Annotated in this window: 20 protein-coding genes and 1 tRNA gene; 7 read left to right on the top strand and 14 right to left on the bottom strand. The window is 40.7% G+C overall.

Annotated features, from left to right (window positions below; translation table 11 throughout):
- Window positions 1–76: 76 nt before the first annotated feature.
- From DDV96_RS08265 to DDV96_RS08255, 3 genes are all read left to right on the top strand, one after another.
- Window positions 77–988, top strand: coding sequence for a T9SS type A sorting domain-containing protein (locus DDV96_RS08265; RefSeq protein WP_116694297.1), 912 nt, complete (start codon window positions 77–79; stop codon window positions 986–988).
- A gap of 89 nt (window positions 989–1,077) precedes the next feature.
- Entirely contained in the window at window positions 1,078–1,788 is a 711-nt protein-coding gene (locus DDV96_RS08260; RefSeq protein ID WP_116694296.1) for a DUF4197 domain-containing protein, read from the top strand.
- A gap of 129 nt (window positions 1,789–1,917) precedes the next feature.
- The gene (locus DDV96_RS08255) at window positions 1,918–2,100 is read left to right on the top strand and encodes a Lacal_2735 family protein (protein ID WP_116694295.1); all 183 of its coding nucleotides are present in this window, start codon (window positions 1,918–1,920) and stop codon (window positions 2,098–2,100) included.
- A gap of 3 nt (window positions 2,101–2,103) precedes the next feature.
- On the opposite strand, the gene DDV96_RS08250 is transcribed toward DDV96_RS08255, so the two are convergent.
- The 13 genes from DDV96_RS08250 to DDV96_RS08185 all read right to left on the bottom strand — a co-directional run bounded on the left by DDV96_RS08250 (window position 2,104) and on the right by DDV96_RS08185 (window position 17,490).
- A complete protein-coding gene (locus tag DDV96_RS08250; protein WP_116694294.1) occupies window positions 2,104–2,880 on the bottom strand; it encodes an ABC transporter substrate-binding protein in 777 nt (258 codons plus the stop codon).
- Complete coding sequence (gene pyrF, locus DDV96_RS08245) at window positions 2,870–3,688, bottom strand: orotidine-5'-phosphate decarboxylase (protein WP_116694563.1); 819 nt, start codon at window positions 3,686–3,688, stop codon at window positions 2,870–2,872. The genes DDV96_RS08250 and pyrF overlap by 11 nt, the downstream gene beginning before the upstream one ends.
- 62 nt (window positions 3,689–3,750) lie before the next feature.
- Entirely contained in the window at window positions 3,751–4,827 is a 1,077-nt protein-coding gene (prfA, locus tag DDV96_RS08240) for a peptide chain release factor 1 (RefSeq protein WP_116694293.1), read from the bottom strand.
- A 155-nt stretch (window positions 4,828–4,982) separates the two neighbouring features.
- A complete protein-coding gene (locus DDV96_RS08235; protein ID WP_240607701.1) occupies window positions 4,983–6,098 on the bottom strand; it encodes a DUF3078 domain-containing protein in 1,116 nt (371 codons plus the stop codon).
- Between the two features lie 20 nt (window positions 6,099–6,118).
- The gene (locus tag DDV96_RS08230; RefSeq protein WP_116694292.1) at window positions 6,119–7,312 is read right to left on the bottom strand and encodes an AIR synthase related protein; all 1,194 of its coding nucleotides are present in this window, start codon (window positions 7,310–7,312) and stop codon (window positions 6,119–6,121) included.
- A 92-nt stretch (window positions 7,313–7,404) separates the two neighbouring features.
- Entirely contained in the window at window positions 7,405–8,928 is a 1,524-nt protein-coding gene (locus tag DDV96_RS08225) for a carboxypeptidase regulatory-like domain-containing protein (RefSeq protein ID WP_116694291.1), read from the bottom strand.
- 29 nt (window positions 8,929–8,957) lie between these two features.
- Window positions 8,958–10,331, bottom strand: coding sequence for a CsgG/HfaB family protein (locus DDV96_RS08220; RefSeq protein ID WP_116694290.1), 1,374 nt, complete (start codon window positions 10,329–10,331; stop codon window positions 8,958–8,960).
- Window positions 10,332–10,342: 11 nt separating this feature from the next.
- On the bottom strand, window positions 10,343–10,747 hold the full coding sequence (locus DDV96_RS08215) for a curli production assembly/transport component CsgF (protein ID WP_116694289.1): 405 nt from the start codon (window positions 10,745–10,747) through the stop codon (window positions 10,343–10,345).
- A gap of 4 nt (window positions 10,748–10,751) precedes the next feature.
- Complete coding sequence (locus DDV96_RS08210) at window positions 10,752–11,525, bottom strand: CsgE family curli-type amyloid fiber assembly protein (protein WP_116694288.1); 774 nt, start codon at window positions 11,523–11,525, stop codon at window positions 10,752–10,754.
- Window positions 11,526–11,538: 13 nt separating this feature from the next.
- The gene (locus DDV96_RS08205; protein ID WP_133240829.1) at window positions 11,539–12,018 is read right to left on the bottom strand and encodes a hypothetical protein; all 480 of its coding nucleotides are present in this window, start codon (window positions 12,016–12,018) and stop codon (window positions 11,539–11,541) included.
- Between the two features lie 157 nt (window positions 12,019–12,175).
- Complete coding sequence (locus DDV96_RS08200; RefSeq protein WP_116694286.1) at window positions 12,176–13,648, bottom strand: curlin; 1,473 nt, start codon at window positions 13,646–13,648, stop codon at window positions 12,176–12,178.
- A 413-nt stretch (window positions 13,649–14,061) separates the two neighbouring features.
- Window positions 14,062–16,248, bottom strand: coding sequence for a glutamine synthetase III family protein (locus DDV96_RS08190; RefSeq protein ID WP_116694284.1), 2,187 nt, complete (start codon window positions 16,246–16,248; stop codon window positions 14,062–14,064).
- 285 nt (window positions 16,249–16,533) lie between these two features.
- Complete coding sequence (locus DDV96_RS08185; RefSeq protein WP_116694561.1) at window positions 16,534–17,490, bottom strand: calcium/sodium antiporter; 957 nt, start codon at window positions 17,488–17,490, stop codon at window positions 16,534–16,536.
- Between the two features lie 261 nt (window positions 17,491–17,751).
- Between DDV96_RS08185 and DDV96_RS08180 the strand changes: the two genes are divergently transcribed.
- From DDV96_RS08180 to DDV96_RS08170, 3 genes are all read left to right on the top strand, one after another.
- Window positions 17,752–18,105: a BlaI/MecI/CopY family transcriptional regulator gene (locus DDV96_RS08180; RefSeq protein ID WP_116694283.1), complete on the top strand. Its 354-nt coding sequence runs from the start codon at window positions 17,752–17,754 to the stop codon at window positions 18,103–18,105.
- A 1-nt stretch (window position 18,106) separates the two neighbouring features.
- On the top strand, window positions 18,107–19,939 hold the full coding sequence (locus DDV96_RS08175; RefSeq protein WP_116694282.1) for a M56 family metallopeptidase: 1,833 nt from the start codon (window positions 18,107–18,109) through the stop codon (window positions 19,937–19,939).
- Window positions 19,940–20,002: 63 nt separating this feature from the next.
- Window positions 20,003–20,158 carry an SsrA-binding protein gene (locus DDV96_RS08170; RefSeq protein WP_116694560.1) on the top strand — a complete coding sequence of 52 codons (156 nt, stop codon included), beginning with the start codon at window positions 20,003–20,005 and terminating at the stop codon, window positions 20,156–20,158.
- On the opposite strand, the gene DDV96_RS08165 is transcribed toward DDV96_RS08170, so the two are convergent.
- Window positions 20,152–20,664, bottom strand: a complete 513-nt coding sequence (locus tag DDV96_RS08165; RefSeq protein WP_116694559.1) for an adenine phosphoribosyltransferase — start codon at window positions 20,662–20,664, stop codon at window positions 20,152–20,154. The two genes, DDV96_RS08170 and DDV96_RS08165, sit on opposite strands and share 7 nt — an antisense overlap.
- Before the next feature lie 185 nt (window positions 20,665–20,849).
- Here DDV96_RS08165 and DDV96_RS08160 point away from each other — a divergent pair.
- Window positions 20,850–20,923, top strand: a tRNA-Arg gene (locus tag DDV96_RS08160).
- The last annotated feature ends 368 nt before the right edge of the window (window positions 20,924–21,291 follow it).

Here is a 21,291-nt window from a genome sequence, read left to right as displayed (position 1 = left end):
TTTTCAGTAAATTAGCAATAATTATGATATTTTCGTATCTTTCATTAAATTTATTAACAACTAAAACATTAACATTATGAAAAAAGTTTACTTATTAAGTTTTGCTTTATGTGCATTCGCATTTACTGGAATTGCGCAAGTTGAACAAACTGATGATATTGAAGCGTATGATCTTGGTGATATTTCACCGCAATCATTTCAGTGGCGAACTTGGTCCGGAGATGAAAACACTCCTGAAGAAGGACAAGTAACCACAGATCAAGCAAATTCTGGTTCTCAGTCTATGGTCATTGGCCCTGGAAATGCAGGACCTCAAGACCAACTTTTTTTAACAGCATTTCAACCTAGCAGTGGAATTTATACTGTTGCTTGGGAAATGTATGTTCCTAGTGGACACGAAGGTTTCTTTAATGTTCAAGGTGAAATAACAACTCCCCAAGAAGGTAGTTTTTTATTGACAGATCATTATTTTAATCCGAATAATCAAACTCCGGGTCAGGGACAAGACCCTGACGCCAACTTTACGTGGACATTTCCACACGACACCTGGTTTAATGTTACCATTTATTTTGATTTAGATGCCAAGACTTATGAGTTAATTGTAGATGGTGATGTAGCTATTCCTGCCGGAACCCCGTTCAATGATCTAACAGCACCCTATTTAGGCGGTGTTGACTTTTTTGCACCTAGTGAATTTTCGTATTATTTCATAGATGATGTCGTAGCAGGTGTAGGTCAATTGAGTACAGATGAATTTTCTGAAGCTGTATTCAGCGTATATCCTAACCCAGTTAAAAATGTATTGAACATCGAATCTGCTGCTGCTGTAAGCTCAGTAACCATTTACGATGTGCTTGGAAAAGCAGTATTGTCGGCTCAACCGGATGCTATTTCTCCAAAAATCGATATGAGCGGACTATCATCTGGCGCTTACTTGGTGCAAGTAACTATTGATGGCACCTCTAAAACAGTTAAAGTGATTAAATAAAGTTTTTAATTAATCGTCTTTTTTAAAGCCCTTTGATCTTTTTCAAGATTGAAGGGCTTTTATATATCTTTACTTAAAATAATACTCCTATGCGCTATCAAAAATTCATCCTTTTCTGTTCCATCTTTATATTGGTTTCCTGTGCCGAACTGCAAAACGTGGTCAATACATTGCCCAGTGGACAAGTGGGCACCGACCCAACCATGATCGCCAATGGCCTACGCCAAGCCTTGAACTTTGGTATAGACAAACAAGTTACCAAACTCACCCAGAAAGATGGTTTTTATAAAAACAAGCTGGTTAAAATTCTGTTGCCAGAAGAATTACAAAAAGTTGACCAGACGTTACGCGATATAGGTTTAGGAAGCTTGGCCGACGAAGGCCTAAAAGCCATGAACCGTGCCGCCGAAGACGCCGTTAAAGAAGCCACCCCAATTTTCGTAAACGCTGTTAAAGAAATTACGTTTGCCGACGCAAAAAACATTTTGTTGGGGCCGGATAATGCAGCTACCAATTATCTGCAAAACAAAGCAAACAACAAATTGTACGCAAAGTTTAATCCGGTTATCCAAAACTCCTTCTCAAAAGTGGGAGCCGATAGAATATGGACCAACATCATCACAAAATACAATGCAGTTCCTTTTGTGAATAAAGTAAACCCAGACCTTACCGATTATGTTACTAATGAGGCCTTAAAAGGTGTTTACACCATGATCGGGGTGGAAGAAAAGAAAATAAGGAACTCCGTTCAATTCAGGACTACTTCATTATTAAGACAGGTATTCGCGCTTCAGGATTAACGTCTATCTGTTAAGGTTTTAACGCATCTATCATCTAAGCCATAAATAATTATGATAGAATTAACCAAACACTAACAGCACTTTTTTAACAACATAATTAATTTTGTATCGTATGAAATAAATGTGGTTATGACGAATTGGTTTAAAAGAGAAACAAAACTCGAAAAGCTTAAAAGACGCTATAAAAATTTAATGCGGAAATCTTACGAAATTGCTTTGAAAGACAAGGAAAAAAGTGATGAAATACACCAACAAGCTGAACGGGTTTTAGAGCAGATACAATCGTTACGGTATCAGTACGCAGATAATTAATTGCTATTTATGCAATGTTTTAAAGTAGGAGAAAGCCTCTGCAAGCCTTGAACCATACCAACTGAAATATTCCCCATCTACTACGTTGACTTTCGTCCCCAACTCTTCCCTCAATTTTACAGCGTGCTTTTCTTTGAATGGAAAAGGCTCGGTAGATAACAATACTTCGTCAGCCTGTTTCAAAAAATCTTTTTCCACTTTTGGATAACGCGAGCTTGCATTTTGGCATACATTTTCATAATTATTGAGTGCCAACAGTTCATTTATAAACGTAGCTTTTCCTGCCAGCATAAACGGTTTTTTCCATATAACATAAGCAACTTTCTTGCTGGGTTTGCTTTGCATAAATTGTTCAAAGCTATTTTTTTCGGAATTTATTTTCATCACCATTTTTGAAGCTTGCACTCCAGCATTGCACATTGCACCTAATGACCGTATCATCTCTAGACTGTCTTCAATAGAAAAAATATCACTTACCCAAACCGGCGCAATGTTCTGAAGCTTAGTTACCATATCTTTGGTGTTTTCCTCTTTATTGCAAATTATCACATCTGGGTTTAGGGCTTCAACTCTATCATAATGAAGGCTTTTGGTGCCTCCAACTACTTTTATTTCCTTTCTTAAATTCTTTGGGTGCACACAAAACTTGGTAATTCCTACGAGTTGCTCTTTTAGTCCCAAATCCACCAGCAATTCCGTTTGCGAAGGTACTAGTGAGACTATCCGTTTGGGCGTACTGTTGAGCGATATGGTATTTCCTAACTGATCTTTAAACTGCATGCAATATGCTTTCCATTTGTTGTTGCAGATTTTTGGCTTCTTTGCGGGCCGCTTCAGCAAAATCTGAACCATTTGAAGCATATAAAATTCCCCGGGATGAGTTGACCAATAACCCGACATTCTCGTTCATCCCGAACTTGCACACTTCGGCCAAGTTACCACCTTGTGCGCCTATGCCCGGAACCAACAAGAAGCTGTCTGGTACGATTTTTCGTATTTCCGAAAAATATGCTGCTTTGGTCGCCCCCACTACGTACATTAAATTTTTGGCGTTCTTCCAGTTTTTTGATGTGCTTAAAACAGTTTTATACACTTCTTCTGAAGCGATCTTCCTCGTTTGAAAATCGAATGCCCCTTCATTGGAGGTCAATGCCAATAAAATAGTGTGTTTATCTTTAAAAGCTAAAAAGGGCTCTACGGAATCTTTTCCCATATAAGGCGCGACCGTTACCGAATCGAAACCCAAATCGTTAAAAAAAGCGTGGGCGTACATGGAAGACGTATTGCCTATATCGCCGCGTTTGGCATCGGCAATGGTAAAAATTTCCGGATGGTTTTCGTTTAGGTATTCAATTGTTTTTTGAAGGGATTTCCAACCATTTATCCCATATGCTTCATAAAAAGCCGTATTGGGCTTGTAAGCAACTGCCAAATGATGGGTAGCATCGATTATCGCCTTGTTAAAAGAAAAAATCGGGTCTTCATCTTCCAGTAACTGTTTCGGAATTTTATTTAAATCGACATCCAATCCTATACACAGGAACGATTTTTTTCTTCTTATTTCTGAGATTAGCTTTTGTGTTATCATGTTCCTCTCTGCCTTCGGAATCTCTCCCAAAGGAGAGAACAGTGTTTTTAATTTTAACTATTCTAAAACGTTTCCCCGGCTTCTTTAAGTTTTTCGGTATTGCTTACCATTTGCAACTCATCGATTATTTTCTGGATATCCCCATCAATGATATTACTTAAGTCGTACAAGGTAAGGTTGATGCGGTGATCGGTTACACGGCCTTGAGGATAGTTGTAGGTACGTATTTTTGCGCTACGGTCGCCGCTGGTAACCATGGAACCTCGTTTTTCGGCATCCTCTGCCTGTTTTTTGGCCAGTTCCATATCATACAACCTAGAACGAAGTACCTTAAACGCTTTTTCTTTGTTTTTATGTTGCGACTTTTGGTCTTGGCATTGCGCTACCAAGCCAGTAGGCTCGTGGGTTAACCGAACCGCAGAATAGGTGGTGTTCACTGATTGTCCGCCAGGCCCTGAAGAACAGAAGTAATCGATTCGTACATCTTTCGGGTCGATTTCAATATCAAACTCCTCTGCTTCAGGAAACACCATCACGGTTGCGGCACTGGTGTGCACGCGGCCTTGTGTTTCGGTTTGTGGCACGCGTTGTACCCGGTGAACGCCTGCTTCAAATTTTAAGATTCCATACACATCTTCTCCTTCAATCTCCATTTGTATTTCTTTAAAACCACCACTGGTCCCTTCGCTGTAATCTACAGTGTTTACTTTCCAACCTTTGCTCTCGCAATATTTGGTGTACATACGGTACAGGTCGCCGGCAAAAATACTGGCCTCATCGCCACCAGTCCCCGCCCTGATTTCCATGACGGCGTTTTTGGAATCTTCGGGATCCTTCGGTATCAATAAAAATTTTATTTCTTCTTCCAGTTTTGGCAGTTCTTCTTGGGCTTCTTCCAGCTGCATTTTCCCCATCTCGACCATTTCTTCGTCAGTACTCTCTTTTATAATCTCTTCGGCTTCTTCAATGCGGTTGGTAAGGGTTAGGTACCGCTCCCTTTTGTCCATCAGTACCCTGAGGTCTTTGTATTCTTTATTGAGCTCTATGTACCTTTTTTGGTCGCAGATGATGTCGGGCTGGATGATAAGATCGCTTACTTCATCGAACCGTTGTTTTACTATTTGCAGTTTTTCTAACATATATTTTATTATCACAACCTGCCGTTGGGACAGGCGGTTACAAATTTACGATAATTTGAAGGAATATTTATTTTTGCTTCTATTTCAATTGCATAAGTCTCAAAAGCACAAATGAATTAAATAAAATAACCTTGTTGAACACAAATTCAAATGCGCTACAACTCGACTGTTATTCCAATTCCCAGTTGCTGTTTCCATTGGGCTACTGGGCCTTTTTCTATGGTTTCGCCATCGGCATTTTCCACTCGCATTTTTATGTCGTTGTCATAGATAAAATGCGATCCTAAATTGGCCACCACAAAATGGTTCACCTTAAAGTTGAAGGCTACTTCCCAATCGATGTCGATATTGCCAAAATCGTTCAAATAATCAGTATATAGCGACAACTTATTCGATAACGTTATGTTTTCTGCAATCTTGGCTTTATATTCATTGGTGATCAAAATACCCATTTGGGTAAGCAGGTGCTCTCCTTCTTCTATAACGTTACCTTCGCTATCCCTAACCGCTGGCTTCACACCAAAAGCTCCATTATTGGCTAATTCCTGATCTAATACCAAGGTCGATTTCATGGTAAGCGGAGAAGCATATATGGAGAAATTTTCGTCATTCGCGCCATACTCTGCCCCTATTCCTGTAAAAAGATAAGCAGGGGAAAATATGGTGGAAATCCTGTTTGAAATATCTGGATATTCATACCCATTTGAAAATTGAGTGGAAAATCGCAGTTTTGCCGTATAATAAAGGTTGGTAAGGCTGTCGTTCCTGAAACCGAAAGAACTGTTCAGTTCAATATTATCCTCGGTTTTGCGCCAACCCAGTTCTTTTTGCTTGTTTACACCGTATTTGGCCAACAATTCATTTCTCCAACGGGTATTTTTGGTTTTATAGGTTCGTTTTAAATCTACGTTTATCAAACCTGAAACTGAGCTTACTCCTCCCGCATTCCAATTTACGAAAGCCACTTCGCTAACATTTACGCCTATTTTATTGTACGATCCCCATAAGGTGGGTTTCACAAAACCGTACACACTTCTTTTAATAGGCCTTTGTTTTAAGGCTACACGGAAAAAAACGGGATCTTTAGGTTGCAAGCTGCTACTCATAAAAACAGGTTCCCTTTTGTTATTTTCAACAACAGGCGTTTTAAAGATCACAGGGTTTTCTGCATGTAGGGTATTGACCATAAAAACATAGCCCCTTTGGTTATCTTCTTGAGCCAAGGCAATTACAGGCCATAGCAACAATAATAAAATTATGTAGCGTTTCATCAAAAAAAAACAAGCAATGGTTAACTATACACAAAACTACCTTGAACAGTGTTTATTGTCAATTTTTTTTCCTGCTTGACGGCAGGCATGGCTTCTACGCTCCCAACTATCTGCGCATCAACATCAAAAGATTTGGAGATATCAATAATTTCTGAAGCTATTTCCTTGGGAACGTACAACTCCATACGGTGTCCCATATTGAACACTTGGTACATTTCTTTCCAATCGGTTTTGCTTTCCTGTTGAATAAGCTGGAACAAAGGCGGAACCTCAAATAAATTGTCTTTTATAATATGGAGATTTTCAACAAAGTGAAGTATCTTGGTCTGTGCCCCGCCACTGCAATGCACCATTCCATGAATCTGTTCATTGGTAAACTTCGATAAGATTTTTTTAATGACCGGCGCATAGGTTCGGGTTGGAGACAGAACCAGTTTTCCAGCGTCTAAAGATGTTTCAGCGATTGCATCGGTCAATTTTTTGGATCCAGAATAGACCAAATCTTGAGGGACAGAAGCATCAAAACTTTCCGGGTATTTTTCTGCTAAATAATTATGAAATACATCGTGTCTTGCAGAGGTGAGACCATTACTCCCCATTCCGCCGTTATATTCGGTTTCGTAAGTAGCCTTACCAAAGGAGGATAGTCCCACTATAACATCACCGGCTTTAATGTTTGCATTGTCTATAACATCGCCTCGTTTCATCCGTGCGGTAACTGTGGAATCTACAATTATGGTGCGTACTAAATCGCCTACATCGGCCGTTTCGCCTCCAGTGGAATGGATGGACACGCCATGTTTTTGTAAATCTGAAATCAACTCTTCTGTTCCGTTGATAATGGCCGAAATCACTTCGCCAGAAATCATATTTTTGTTGCGCCCTATGGTAGAAGACAGCATGATATTATCGGTAGCTCCTACACACAGCAGATCGTCCACGTTCATTATCAAAGCGTCTTGGGCGATCCCTTTCCATACGGAGAGGTCGCCGGTTTCTTTCCAATACATATAGGCCAAGGAAGATTTTGTCCCGGCCCCATCGGCATGCATGACCAAACAATGATCGTCGTCCCCCGTAAGGTAATCGGGAACTATTTTACAAAAGGCATTGGGAAACAACCCTTTATCCACATTCTTGATTGCGCTGTGTACGTCTTCTTTTGAAGCCGAAACACCACGCTTGGCATATCGTTTTGAAATTTCCTGACTCATAGCAACGTGTTTTCAACTGCAAAAATAGACAATAAAAAACGTCCCGGAAATTTGGGACGTTTTTTTTTGAAAGCATCTGGTCAGTTATCATTTTATTCCCAGTCGGGCATAGAGGCTTTGGTAAAAGTTTTATTGTCATTAATGTCTGAGCCGAATACCTTGGTAAATATGTCAGGGACAGCACCAAAATTATTGCCCACACGGGTAAAGATAACGCCTCCTTCGGTTGGTGAAAAGCGGCATTGCAATTCGTTATCCCCAGGATCTACATCGGTATCTATCATGACGGCTGGATCTCCCGAAGCAATATCATATAAAAACATCCTAGCCGTAAATTGCCGGTACACTGAATTTTCTGAGCCGGAAATATCTTGCGAATACAACACCCTATCGGCATTGGCGGTTATATCTATGGCACCCGCAGCGCCATCAACATTTTCCAGTATCACGGTCTCTTCGGCATTGGCCGATAGCCTGTAGGTAAAAATCCGGACGTTATACCCACGGTTGTCATTGGTTTTCAACAACAGTAAATCAGTATCGAATTCCGGTATTTCCACTTCCGAGATAAAGGACCCATCAGCTGTGCTGTACACCAAGGTACGGTTACTGCCATCGTTGTTTATACGGTACAGTTTATCGAAATAAGGATAGTATAAAAAAGCGCCATCGTCAGACCAGGTGTAGGATATCTGCTCTTGTCTAAAACCGGCTACCGGTACCGTGGAGGTAATTTGATCCACATTTGTTCCGTCCAGGTTCATGGTAAATAAATGGGTATCACCGCCTACAGTTCGTAAAAAAGCCAACCGTTGCAATGTATTGTTCTTTTTTGGCTTAAAACTGTTGGTATTTTCATTTGTTAGCTTAAACAGGTTTTGGTCCACCGTGTTCGTTATAGTATCATTATCTGCATTACCCGAATAAATAACATTGTTATTGTCTTCTTTTTTAACAAAAAAGTAAGGGTTGTTGGGCGTGGTCAACGTCTTGAACTCACTTATGGCCGACTCTACAGCCTCGCTATCTTCATCTTTGGCCGATACCTGCCAAAAATAATTCGTGGCCAGTTGCAGGTTGTCAACAATAAAAAAGGTGTCTTTTTCAATTTCAAACTCCTGCATCTCGCTGGTACTGCCGTTGCGCAATTTTAAGGTATAGAAAATATCGTCGTCTTCAGGATCGGAAGCTCCCCAAGTAAATTGCACCTCCAGTTCAACGTCTTCAGCACCGTCTTCGGGAAATACGAGTATTGGTTGAGAAGGAGGCTGGTTGTCTTCGTCTTTCACCTCTAAGTTGATAACCACTTCAGAAATACCATCTTCCACGACATTCACGGCTTCAAAACCGGTGCGGTACCCATCGAGTTCGGCCTGTACCGAATAATCATCAATTAAAATATTATTTAATGTAAACTCCCCTTTCTCATCTGTTGTTGCCGTAGTGGATGCGGGATTAGTGGTTATCTGCACATTCTCCAACGGTTCTTCGGTTTCTTTGTCGAGTACTGTTCCAATAATGGTTCCTTTGCGTTCAATTTCCAAAGTGTCTTCATTACAGCTTAAAAAGGCTATAAAGAGCAAGAAGGAAAAAATATAGTAGTGTTTTGTTTTCATCGTGTAGGTTGCTTTGCGTTTACGTGTTTCTAAAAGTCAAAATAATAATCCAGCCCAAGACCGAAGTTAAAATAAAAATCGTTTCTTTTTCCGTTGATTACATGGTCCAGCTCATCACTGAACACAATATTGTGCTCTGCAAAAAGCTTGAGGCCCAACCGTTGGGAAAGGTAATATTTCAATCCGGCGCCATACTGCATTTTTATGAAGGTATCTGCGGCTTTGTTGGAGGCTCCAGACATATTAAAAACCCCACCTGCACCTGCATAAATATACGGGGCCACATCATCATCAGGCAATATGTCGAAATAGGCATTTAAATTTATTTCGCTGAAAATGTCCGAAAATTGCTTTCCGCTATCCAATTGCATGACCGAACCAGAAAAACCATATCCTAAATTACGGGTGAATTTTTCTTGATATCCCAAACGCGCTAAAAAACCAGCGTTCTTTTTGGCATAATCGGCATCGATTAAAGAAACCCCTCCCGACAGGCTTAAGTTTCTTTTGGCGGTTCGTTTTTTAAACACGCGGTTATACAGCTCAATGGATTCTTGTTCTTCTTTTTCCTTGGTATAATTTTCCACCAACTGCTTGTTGGTTTCGGCTCCTTCTTTAGTGGACCAAAACCGTTCTTTTATTCCTTCTACAATAAGGTCGTGCACTGCTTTTTCAATGGCGTCCTTTACGGCTATCTGTAGTGGTTCGTTGCGGGTAATCCCTGTTTCGGCCTCTAACAAACGCTGAAATTTAACAAAGCGGAAATAACTGGCATCCAACGATTGCGACAAAATGGTTTTTGACACATACACGGTTTTCAAAATCTCGCCATTGCTGGTAGAAACGGCTCGTAAATAAATGGTAATGCGGTCTTGACGGTACCTTGATGATCCGCCAATACCAAAATACCGGGCACCAATACCTCCGGTAACAATGTTCGTATCGTACGAAACAATACCGCCTTCCAGCAAAAGCCCGGCATACAGCAACGGTGGTAATGGCGGCTCGTTGGGGTTCAGATTTTTAATGTATTCCTGTTTGGTGTTGCGTATAATGCTACGCTCGGTAGAGAGGTTGCTCAAATTTTCCCGTTCAATTGGGATAAACCAACCAGAATCTTCCAAAGCTTTAATTAAAATAGTCGTAGCGCCTTGGGTCACGGCGGTACTGAAGGTGCTTCCATTTTCCACGGGCTTGTACTGCCCTGTTTGGTCGCTAAAATTGTAAACCGCAACCTCAACGGGGTCTGCGGCTTCGGGAAGATCAAGCAACGTTTGGGTAGATTTTGAAAACTCACCAACTCTCGATGGGGTTTGTTGCAACGGCTGGTTAAAGTAGGTGCTACACGAGCTTACCAGTAAAACAAGGCCTGTTAAACAAACCAGTATAACTTTTTTATGCATAAACAGTTAGGTTAATTAGGAACTATTACTTGTGTTTGTTCGCCATTTGAGGTATCCAGGATATTGATCACCAAACCTTCGTCTGACTCGAATACCTCGATGGCCAAGGTACCAAACGTAAAGGTGCCGGGCTCAGTAAAATCGCCCAAACCTTCTATTTGTTGTTGCAGCAACCGTCTTGATATCTGGCTTAAAATCTGACTGTTCAGGGATTCACCAAAACGTTCTAGATCTGATTGTTGATCGCGATTCCTACCTGGAGCAGTAAATCCGTTTTGTGCATTGGCAGAACTCAACATCCAATTATAATTAAAAGTATCGCCTCCAAAAGCTGGATTTAATGGCTTATAGGTCAATTGTTGTGCACTTAGAGCACAACTAAAAAAAATAAAAAGTAAATAGATTGGGATTTTCATAAGTTTAATATCTGGTTATTTGTTCTTTTTGTTGTTGCAGGCGTTGTAAATAGGCGATGGAACGGTCCAAGGCCGTGCGGGCCATTTGTTTTAAAAACTCTTTTCTGGGCTGCGAAAAAAACTGCCATACCAAGTCGTCGCCCACTTTAACACTTATTCTGGTGGTGCGGCCCCTTCCGGGTGCCTCTTCTATGGTAATGTTTTTAGCCGAGATAATACCCCTGTTGTAATAATCGGAATAAAAATACCGGTAAAAGTCTCTTCCAGCTTTGGTTAAGGTATCTTCAATCACCAAGCCGTTTATTATAAACCCGTCTTGGGGTTTGGCTTGATCTTGTGAGGGGGCAACGACTTGCTCGCGTTGGGGATCCAGTTCGGTTTTTCCGCCATGCTCAAGAACAATCCGGTCTTTGCCAATGGGCTTGCCGTCTTTATCGTAAAGAAGCAGTACCAAAATGATTTTTCCTTCTTCGTTATAATTAATGTTCACCTGAGAAAGAAGGATTTTATCATTACCTTTTATAAAGAAATCGTGGACTTGGTTACTCTTTGAGGTATTGCCGTTTGCACCGGTCTTAAAGACCATAAAATCATATTGTAAGGAATAATCAGACGGGGTCAAGTTTTCTGCTGATGCTTTGAAAGTGGTAAATTCACTGTTTTTTTCAATCAGGATTTCGGCTTTTACTTCTTTGTTATAAAATTGTGCATGAAGGGAGACTGTAGGTACGGCACCAACTAATAAACAGGTAAGTAGAATAAAGGGTTTTAATTTCAAAATAAAATCTGGCTTATTGATAACTTCGTATAATAATGTCGGGAGAATTTTCGGTTTGTTTAAATTTCAACGATTTTGTAAGATCATTGGTACCAAAGCGTTCAAAATAGTTTCCACCTTCTTGGGTAAGTTCCAGTGCGGCATCTACGTTGCGATCATACACAAAATCCTTTACAAAGTTATAATTGCCATTTTGGCGTACATCGGTGAAAATGGTGTTTGCGGTATAATCTAAATCAGCACCATTTTGAACTCCATTTTGAACCAAATTGATTTCACTGGCATTGGTATCGGTATTAATGGCGGCGCGATTACCTTCGCCAATTTGCCGAATAAAAACGGTATTGTCGGTCAAGGTCGCGTTCTTCGGGTTAGGTGAATTATCAATGCCCAACGATTTAAACAATTCTGGCGTCACCGCTTGAGCCTCTCCTGTTTTCTCATTTTCGGTTTTTTCGTTTTTATACGTTTGTGAAAATGCTACTGAACTCACAAAAAGCGCTGTAAGAAAAAAAATGCTTGTTAAATTTTTCATAATATTAAATATATAAAATTATTATGTAATAACCATTGTTTTTTATGAAAAGGAGGACATCATATTATTATGAGCCCTCCTTCTGAAATTATTTAGACTTACTTAAGCCAAGGGCTTAGCAACCTGGACATACATCATCGATAGAGATGTCTGGAATGCTGTAATCCATATCAAGATCCATCTCTGGGTCAAATGTACAATCGATTCCATCGTTTGCGAAGTCACCATTAGGTCCTAACTGAAGGATATCGGCTACATTACCACCGTTAGGCATACCTACTGGAGTACCGTTTGGTAAGTTTTGCGTTACGCTGTAGCTGTGCCCTCCTCTTTGAACCAATAATATCTGGTTGTCTTGACCGCGCTGCCCTGTTGTAGCGTGGTTAAAGTCACCATCTTGGTAAGTATTAACCAAGTTGTCTTGTCCTCTCTGAGTTGACATTGCAATGTTATTGTTGTCATACTGACGCTGGTATGCTTTATGACCAGTACCATTTTGACCAATACCTGCTTGGTTATCATTACCTACTTGCAATTGTTTTGCATAGTTGGAATTCCCATTAGGATTACCATACGCATTTTGCACTACAAAAGCATCGTTGTTATCACCTGTTTGACGTTGCTCAGAGTAGTTGTCTTCACCAAATTGGTGTGCTTCGGCATCGTTACCGGCACCTTCTTGTCTTTGGAAAGCTGCAGCACGGTCAGAACCTGGGTTGAACGATCCATTGGCAATATTATCGATTGGCAATAATTGACCGATCCAAATCGAACCTATCAAATTTGTACCAACCGTACCGTCACCTTGTACAACCAAAGCGTCGTTACCAGTACCTCCTTTGCCGTCAGTGGCTATTTGGTATTGCTTAGACTGGTTCTCATCACCTACTTGTAATAGGTAAGCAGAGTTACGAGCACCGTTACCGCGTTGGTCAACAAAAGACTCATTTAAGTCACCTTGTTGCTCAACTGATGCATAATGTCCATCAGACTGGTTAGGGCTGGCATTTTGTACAATCATCGACTTGTTTTCATCACCAACCTGTTGGGTCCACGCATCACTGTTATCATACGTTTGTCTAGTGCTTGCAAGGTTGCCATCACCATCTTGGTCTATCGCAGCAAAGTTATCTTGAGCTTGTTGTCCTGTACCCTGGCGAATTCTAGCTTTATTACCAGTACTGCCATCGTCGTTCATACCTTGACGCGTCACAGCTTCGTTAGCATCACCTTCTTGAATAGTGTTGCTCTGGTTTTCAGTACCTTGTTGACGGGTATCTGCCGCATTGGCAACACCACTAGCAGCAGATACTGCTCCAGTTTGCATTACTTTGGCCAAATTACCACCAATGCCCGATCCATCACTTTGATTGGTATAAACCGATTGGCTAGTACCAGCTTGACGTACCCATACGCGGTTGTCGTTACCATTTTGCACGGACTCACCCGTATTTGCACCTGCAGCGGCATTAGGAAGTGGCGCTACCACATTAGGAGATGGAGACAAATCTCCATCGGTGTCGGTTACCTGAGCGAAACCTATCGCTCCAATCATTAGCGCTGCTGCGCTTAACATTAATTTCTTCATAATTTAAAAATTTAGTTACTAATTGATTTATATTGGTTTGAATATGACACATATTGGCTCTCAATATGTGGTACTTTTCTGTATGGACCAAAATATTTATTTCAGTCAACATAACATCCGTTCTACTAAACGGCTATTATACAATACAGTATTATTTAAATTCGGTTTTGGGACTTATAGTGAGGAGTTGCGTTTCAGTGTTCAGTCCCTTTTGAAACACATCCCAAAGTTGCGAAAAAAAACACAATCACAACTAAGTGTTAACACGTACGTATTTAAAACTCAAATTGATTGTAAGAATTTTCCTATTAAAATAATTAATGCGAAAGGACGTACACAAAAAAAAATCGTTCAAAAACCAAATTTCAGCTTTTGAACGACCTTTATTTTAAAGTGTTAAAGTTTTGTTAATGTTATTTTGTAAACAAAAGCTCTCGGTATTTGGTCATAGGCCAAATCTCGTCATCGACCAAAAGCTCTAGTTTGTCACAGTGGTAGCGTATGGTTTCAAAGTACGGTTTTACCTTATTGCAATAGGCTTTAGCGCGTTTTTCGGCATCTGCTATCTTATTGGCCGTTTTCCGTTCGTTGATCATACTGGTAATCCCTTTATTGATGCTTTCAATATGGTGCGATATTTTTTCAACAAGAATCAATTGTTCCCCGCCATATTTCTCGAAGTCATCTTTATAAATATCCTTCAACCCCCTCACATTCTCAATAAGGATGTTTTGGTATTGAATGGCGATGGGGATAATGTGGTTCCTGGCGATATCGCCCAGCACCCGACCTTCAATCTGGATGCGCATGGCATATTCTTCCATCTCTATTTCGTGGCGGGCTTCAATTTCAACCTTGCTCATTATATTAAGGTCTTCAAAAAGGGCAATCGATTTTTTGGAAATTCTGGCCTTTAGTGCCTCAGGAGTGGTTTTGTTATTGCTCAAACCTCGTTTTTTGGCTTCTTTTTCCCAAGCGTCACCATAGCCATCGCCTTCAAAACGGATGCGCTTGGAATCTTTTATATATTCCCGCAATACGTTGAAAATAGCATCGTCTTTCTTCATTTTCTTGCCTTTGATCAAACCGTCCACTTTTTCCTTGAAGTTAAACAACTGCTTGGCAACAATGGCGTTTAGCACGGTCATGGGGTTGGCGCAGTTTGCGGTGGAGCCCACGGCACGGAACTCAAACTTATTGCCGGTAAAGGCAAAGGGCGAGGTACGGTTCCTATCGGTATTGTCCATCAATATTTCAGGGATTTTACCCACTACGTTCAATTTAAGATCGGTTTTTTCCTGTGGCGACAGTTTGCCGTCGGTCACTTTTTCAAGCTCGTCCAGCACATCGGTCAATTGACTGCCAATAAATGCTGAAATAATGGCCGGCGGGGCTTCGTTTGCTCCCAAACGGTGATCGTTGCTCGCCCCGGCAATGGACGCCCGCAATAATTCTTCGTGATCGTTTACTGCTTTTAAGGTGTTGATGAAGAAGGTTAAAAACTGAAGATTTTTCATGGGCGTGGTGCCGGGACCCAACAAATTAACGCCGGTATTTGTGGCCAACGACCAGTTGTTGTGCTTCCCGCTGCCGTTTACGCCAGCAAAAGGTTTTTCGTGCAGTAAGACCTTAAAGTTGTGGCGGTCTGCTACCTTGTCCATTAAATCCATCAACAACGAGTTGTGGTCCACGGCCAGGTTGGTCTCTTCAAAAATGGGGGCCAGTTCAAACTGGTTGGGCGCCACTTCGTTATGCCGTGTTTTTACGGGGATGCCCAATAGCATGCATTCGGTTTCCAGGTCCCGCATATAATTAAGGACACGCAAGGGGATAGAACCAAAGTAATGGTCGTCCAACTGTTGTCCTTTTGGTGAGGAATGCCCCAATAAGGTACGTCCAGAAAGCATGATATCTGGACGGGAAAGTGCCAAGGCCTTGTCGATAAGAAAATACTCCTGCTCCCAGCCCAGGGTAGCACTTACTTTGGTAACGTTTTTATCGAAATATTTTGCTACTGCGGTCGCGGCTTGATCTACGGTTTGCAACGCCCGCAACAAGGGCGTTTTGTAGTCCAGTGCCTCTCCAGTGTAAGAAACGAACACCGTAGGAATACACAAAGTGGTGCCATACAGGAAAGCAGGCGAAGTAGGATCCCAAGCGGTGTACCCGCGGGCTTCGAATGTGTTCCTAATGCCACCGTGCGGAAAGCTGGATGCATCGGGTTCTTGTTGCACCAATTGCTGACCGCCAAATTTTTCAATGCTCTGCCCATTGTCTATGGTTTCAAAAAAAGCGTCGTGCTTTTCGGCAGTTGCGCCGGTCAAAGGTTGAAACCAGTGTGTATAGTGCGTGGCCCCTTTTGCGATGGCCCATTCCTTCATTCCGGTGGAAATGTGATCGGCTACACTGCGCTCTATTTTTTTTCCGGTCTCAATAGCGTCCATCACACTATTGTAAGACGTTTTTGTGAGGTATTGCCGCATGGCAGTCTCGTTAAAAACGTTTTGTCCGAAAATGGCCGAACGGCGTTCCGGTTCTTTTACCTCTACAGGTCTTCTGTTAAAGGTTTCTTTAATGGCGTAAAATCGTAACGTTGACATACAACAGTCTTTTATTTAAAGTTAGAATGGCGCAAAAATAGTTTTTATTTTTTTACACCCCCATAATTTTAATGTTAACTTATTAAAAAACATACTTAAAATGTTCACAACCCCTTAATTTTAGGGGGGTGATTTTTTTTATGAAGTAATTTCGTGTGTTGTTTTTTTTCCGAAGAACGCTACGAAAGCATCTTGTAAAAGTGTTTTTTACGGAAATAAGAAAGTATAAGAAGGCTCAACCATTAGGGAGGAGTTGCTGAAAACATCGGGGAACGGGTCAATTTTTTACTTTTCCAAAAAAGCAAGACTGATGAACACGGCGTAGGCGATTGCGATCAAGAGTCCTTTGTACCTTCCCAGTTCAAATTTCTTCGGAATAAATGCCAATGGAATCAATATGGCGGCAAAACCCAACATCCAAAAAATATCGTTGGTCAAAATTTCCTTGCTTTTAACGGCAATGGGCTGTATAAGTGCCGTAATGCCCAAAACCGAAGCAATGTTAAAAATATTGGACCCAATTAAATTGCCCAGCGAGATGGCTTTTTCTTTCTTTAAGGCCGCAATGACCGAAGCGGCCAGTTCAGGAACGCTCGTGCCCACGGCGATCATGGTCACGGCGATCACCCGTTCGGTAACGCCAAGGGCCTCAGCCATATCGACCGCTCCGGTAACCAAAAGCTCACTACCGCCCCAAAGGCCAAAACCGCCCAACAACAACCAGATTATTATTTTAAAGCCGGAGGTTTTTGAAAGCCCATCGTCTATGCTTTCATCCACGGGTTTCGATTTTTCTTGTTTCCGGGCGCGGCGTATCAGCAAAAACAAATACACCCCCAGTAAAGCAAGCAGGACACCCCCTTCCAAGCGGTCTATTTGATTGCCGCTTTTCAGTAAAAAATACAAGGCGATCGACAGCAGCATCATCACCGGCCAATTGAATTTATAGAAATCACGGTCTATGGTCAAAGGTGCAATAACGGCCGTAATGCCCAGCACCAAGCCAATGTTGGCAATGTTGGAACCAATGACGTTCCCCAGGGAAATATCGCTAAAGCCGGTAAGGGCTGCTTGTACGCTCACCAAAAGTTCGGGTGCCGAGGTGGCAAAAGAAACCACCGTCAAGCCAATCACCATTTTTGATAACTTCAGCTTAAATGACAAAGCAACCGAAGAACGCACCAAAAACTCCCCTCCAATAACCAATAATAATAATCCTAGAAAGACAAAAAGCAATGAAATTCCCATAGTGTTTTTTTACCGTGCGAAGATACTAAAATGAAATATGAAGTACGTAATACGATTTCCGAAATACGAAATGGTAAATGCAAAATGGAAAGTAAGAATGAAAAATATGGAATGGGATGTACGAATTACAGTATAAATTTTTGGGGTTTAGGGATATCCACTACCAACTAAAAAAACACCAATAAACTAAAATTTCAGTTATATAACTATAAAAATAGTTTGTTAACTAAATAAATAGTTATACATTTGCATTCTATGGAACGACTCACCAATAAAGAAGAAGAAATCATGCAGGCGCTTTGGCAACTGGAAAAAGCCTTCGTTAAAGAGCTTATTGCGCTTCTGCCCGGCAAGAACCATTACAATACCGTTTCGACCATCGTTAGGAACTTGGAAGAAAAAGGGTTTGTATCGCACAAAGCTTATGGGAAAACCCATCAATATTTTCCTGTTGTTAGTAAAGCCGAATATACGGAACGCTTTATGAACTTGGCCACTAAAAAATATTTTGACAACAGCTATAAAAGCATGGTTTCCTTTTTTGCCAAAGAAGAAAAAATTAGTGCAACCGAGCTTCGGGAGATTTTGGAACTAATAGAAAACAAATAATATGGATGTCCTTGTATATATAGGTAAAACCGCAATTGTACTATCGCTTTTCTACTTAGTGTATGCAACACTTTTAAAAAGTGACACGCATTTTACAACCAACAGGCTCTTTTTAGGTAGCGGACTCCTATTGTCCTTTATTTTTCCCTTTATTGAGTTTGACAAAACAATTACCATCCCCGCTCCAAGTGTTGATGTAGCAGCATATTCTGAAGAAATCCCAACTCAATTGGCTACCGCAACGCAACAAACGGATTGGTGGTTAATTGCGCTTATTATATATGCTCTGGTGACCGCTATATTTTTAGTACGGTTTGCCAAGCAATGCTACTCGCTTTCTTTATTGTTACGAAAGCATCCCGTTGCCATTAAAAATGGATTCAAATTCATAGAAACAGATGAAAAACTATTGCCTTTTTCTTTCTTCAACTACATCGTGTACAATCCCAACTTGCACCAAGCTAAGGAGCTTGCTATGATTTTAAAGCACGAAAAAGTACACGCTCATCAAAAGCATTCCATCGATATTATATTGGCAAATTTACTCACGGCCGTTCAGTGGGTCAATCCTTTTGCGTGGTTGTACAAAAAAAGCATCGAAGAAAATTTAGAGTTTATTGCAGACAATGAAACTGCCACACAAGTTTCATCAAGAAAAGAATACCAAGTAGCGTTGGTAAAGGCCTCATCTACTTATCCCATACCAGCGTTGACCACTAATTTTTATCAATCATTCATCAAAAAACGAATTGTTATGTTAAATAAAAAGAATTCAAAAAAAGTAAACATATTAAAATCGGTGACCATCGCGCCACTCTTGGCTTTGTTTCTATGGGGTTTTAACGTAAATGAGAACATTCAATATTCTGAAACTGAAAAGCCTTCGGTCGATGCTACTGTTCAAAACAATGACAGCGGGATTTCCGAAACACATAAAAACAATACAGCAACGAATACAGCAAATAGCGGAACTGCTTCTTCTGAAGAAAAAAAGAACAAAACAAGCTCGTTTTCAGCAGAAAAAAGAAATGGCAAAACCCAGTTAGATTCGGTAAAACCCATTAAAATTGTAATTACAAAAAACACCAGTGATGCCGAGCTTGAAGCGTATAAACAAAAACTGAAAACTGAAAATAAAGCCAGTTTTAATTACAAAAACGTAAAACGTAACAATAAAGGCGAAATAACCGGTATTTCCATTTCATTCAGCGATTCGCGCGGCAATAACAATAATTATAGTGTAAGCAGCGGGCAACCCATAAGTGATTATGTGCTTACCGTTTCAGAAAACGGAGGTATTAGTTCAAGAACCGTTTTAACAGAAGAACAAGAAGCCCAGCGACAAAAAATGATGGCAGAGCGTGATGAAATGATGTTGGAAAGAAATGAAGAAATGGAACACATGAAAGAACGGATGAAAGAACGCCGTGAAGAAATAGAAATTAGGCAAAAGAAACGAATGGAAGCCCAAAAAGAACGCATGGCCAAACTGCAAGAAGAACGAGCTGTGCTAGAAAAAAAACGGGCAAAATACCAAATGCAACGGTTGAAAAAAAGAAACCAACCGCAACAAGAAGTTTCGGAAGAAACAAAGAAATTGACCATTGCCAAGAACAAGCCCGGTTCTGTTTTAGAAAAAAAAGGATTGGTAAGCGACACCAACGATAAAGAACCACTGTATTATGTTGATGGTAAATTGACTTCGGTACCGCAAGTAAAACAGATTGCCCCCGAAGACATTAAAAAAGTAATCGTCTTAAAAGGTAAAAAAGCATTGAAAAAATATGGCGGAAAAGGAGTTAACGGCGTGATTGAGATTATTACCAGAGAGTAATACAACTCTTATAAATTTCTTAAACCTTCCCCTTTTCGGGAAGGTTTTTTTAACTTTATGGTTATGAAAAAGCAGTTTTTTAAAACCTTGGCCAAATTGAACAAAAAGCTACTGCCCAGCTATACCAAAAAAAATGTGGATCTCGCTAAGGCATCCAAATTTCAATTGGCCCTTTTTGGCTATAAACTGTGGGTAACAAAAAACGCCGTGAATCAATAACAGAGCAACGAGCGTACATCGTACGATTTCAGCTTGCTTGCCCCTTTCAAAAATTCCAATTCAATTAAAAAATTACATTGCACGATTTCGCCGCCTAATTTTTCAATCAACTGGCAGGCAGCGCGGGCAGTGCCCCCAGTAGCCAAAATATCATCGTGCAACAATACTTTATCGCCTTTTTTTATGGCATCTTCATGGATTTCCAACGCGTCCATTCCGTATTCCAGTGCGTAGGGTTGTTTTAAGGTATGGTGCGGCAATTTCCCTCCTTTACGGACAGGGACAAAACCCGCTTTCAACTCCTTTGCCAGCAACGTACCAAACAAAAATCCGCGCGATTCGATGCCCACAACCTTGTCGATTTGTTGACTTTCGGTAAGAGCGGCCAATTGTTCCAAACAAAAAGCAGTAGCCTCGGCGTGCGCCAGAAGTGGGGTAATATCTTTGAAGTTTACCCCTGTTTTTGGGAAATCGGGGATTTCACGAATGTATTTTTCTATATCCATTGTAATTTTTTGTGAAAGTGCTTTGTGTATAAAGGTAAAAAGAAATATATTTGCACCCCGAAACAATGGAGGTTTTATTTTTCTTCTTTGTATTGATCAAAACATTCTTTTTTACCAGTAAAAAGAAGTTTAATTTTGAAAAAGTGAAAATCACAAAATAGATTCCTGCCTGCGCAGGAAATTATGGCCTCGTGGCGCAACTGAATAGCGCATCTGATTACGGCTCAGAAGGTTACAGGTTTGAATCCTGTCGAGGTCACGACACTTAAGAAACTACGCTCCCAAGAGCGTGGTTTTGTGTTTTATGGAGAAATTGAGCTCGCTCAAAATTTGGGAGTAAAATACAAAATCAGCATCGCCTAAGTGATGCGTGGTTTCTAATTTGCAACAATGAATTTTATCAGGACCACAATAGTAATCCTGTCGAGGTCACTTAGAGCGAAAAGTCTGCACGATAGTGCGGACTTTTTTGTTTCAGAAACCATCAAAAGCCTCAAGCTGGATCAAGAACATTTTCTGGGTTTTTGAGTTTTTAAGCAAATAATTTTTCAAGTCTGTACAGGAAGAATTCAGTTCTTCTTACGCCTCTTAATTGTGCTCTAAATGCTTTAATTTTTGCATTAAAAG

Origin of the sequence: Marixanthomonas spongiae (assembly GCF_003095375.1) — a bacterium.
In the GTDB taxonomy this organism is placed as follows: domain Bacteria; phylum Bacteroidota; class Bacteroidia; order Flavobacteriales; family Flavobacteriaceae; genus Marixanthomonas; species Marixanthomonas spongiae.
This window is presented reverse-complemented; position numbering and strand designations above follow the sequence as displayed.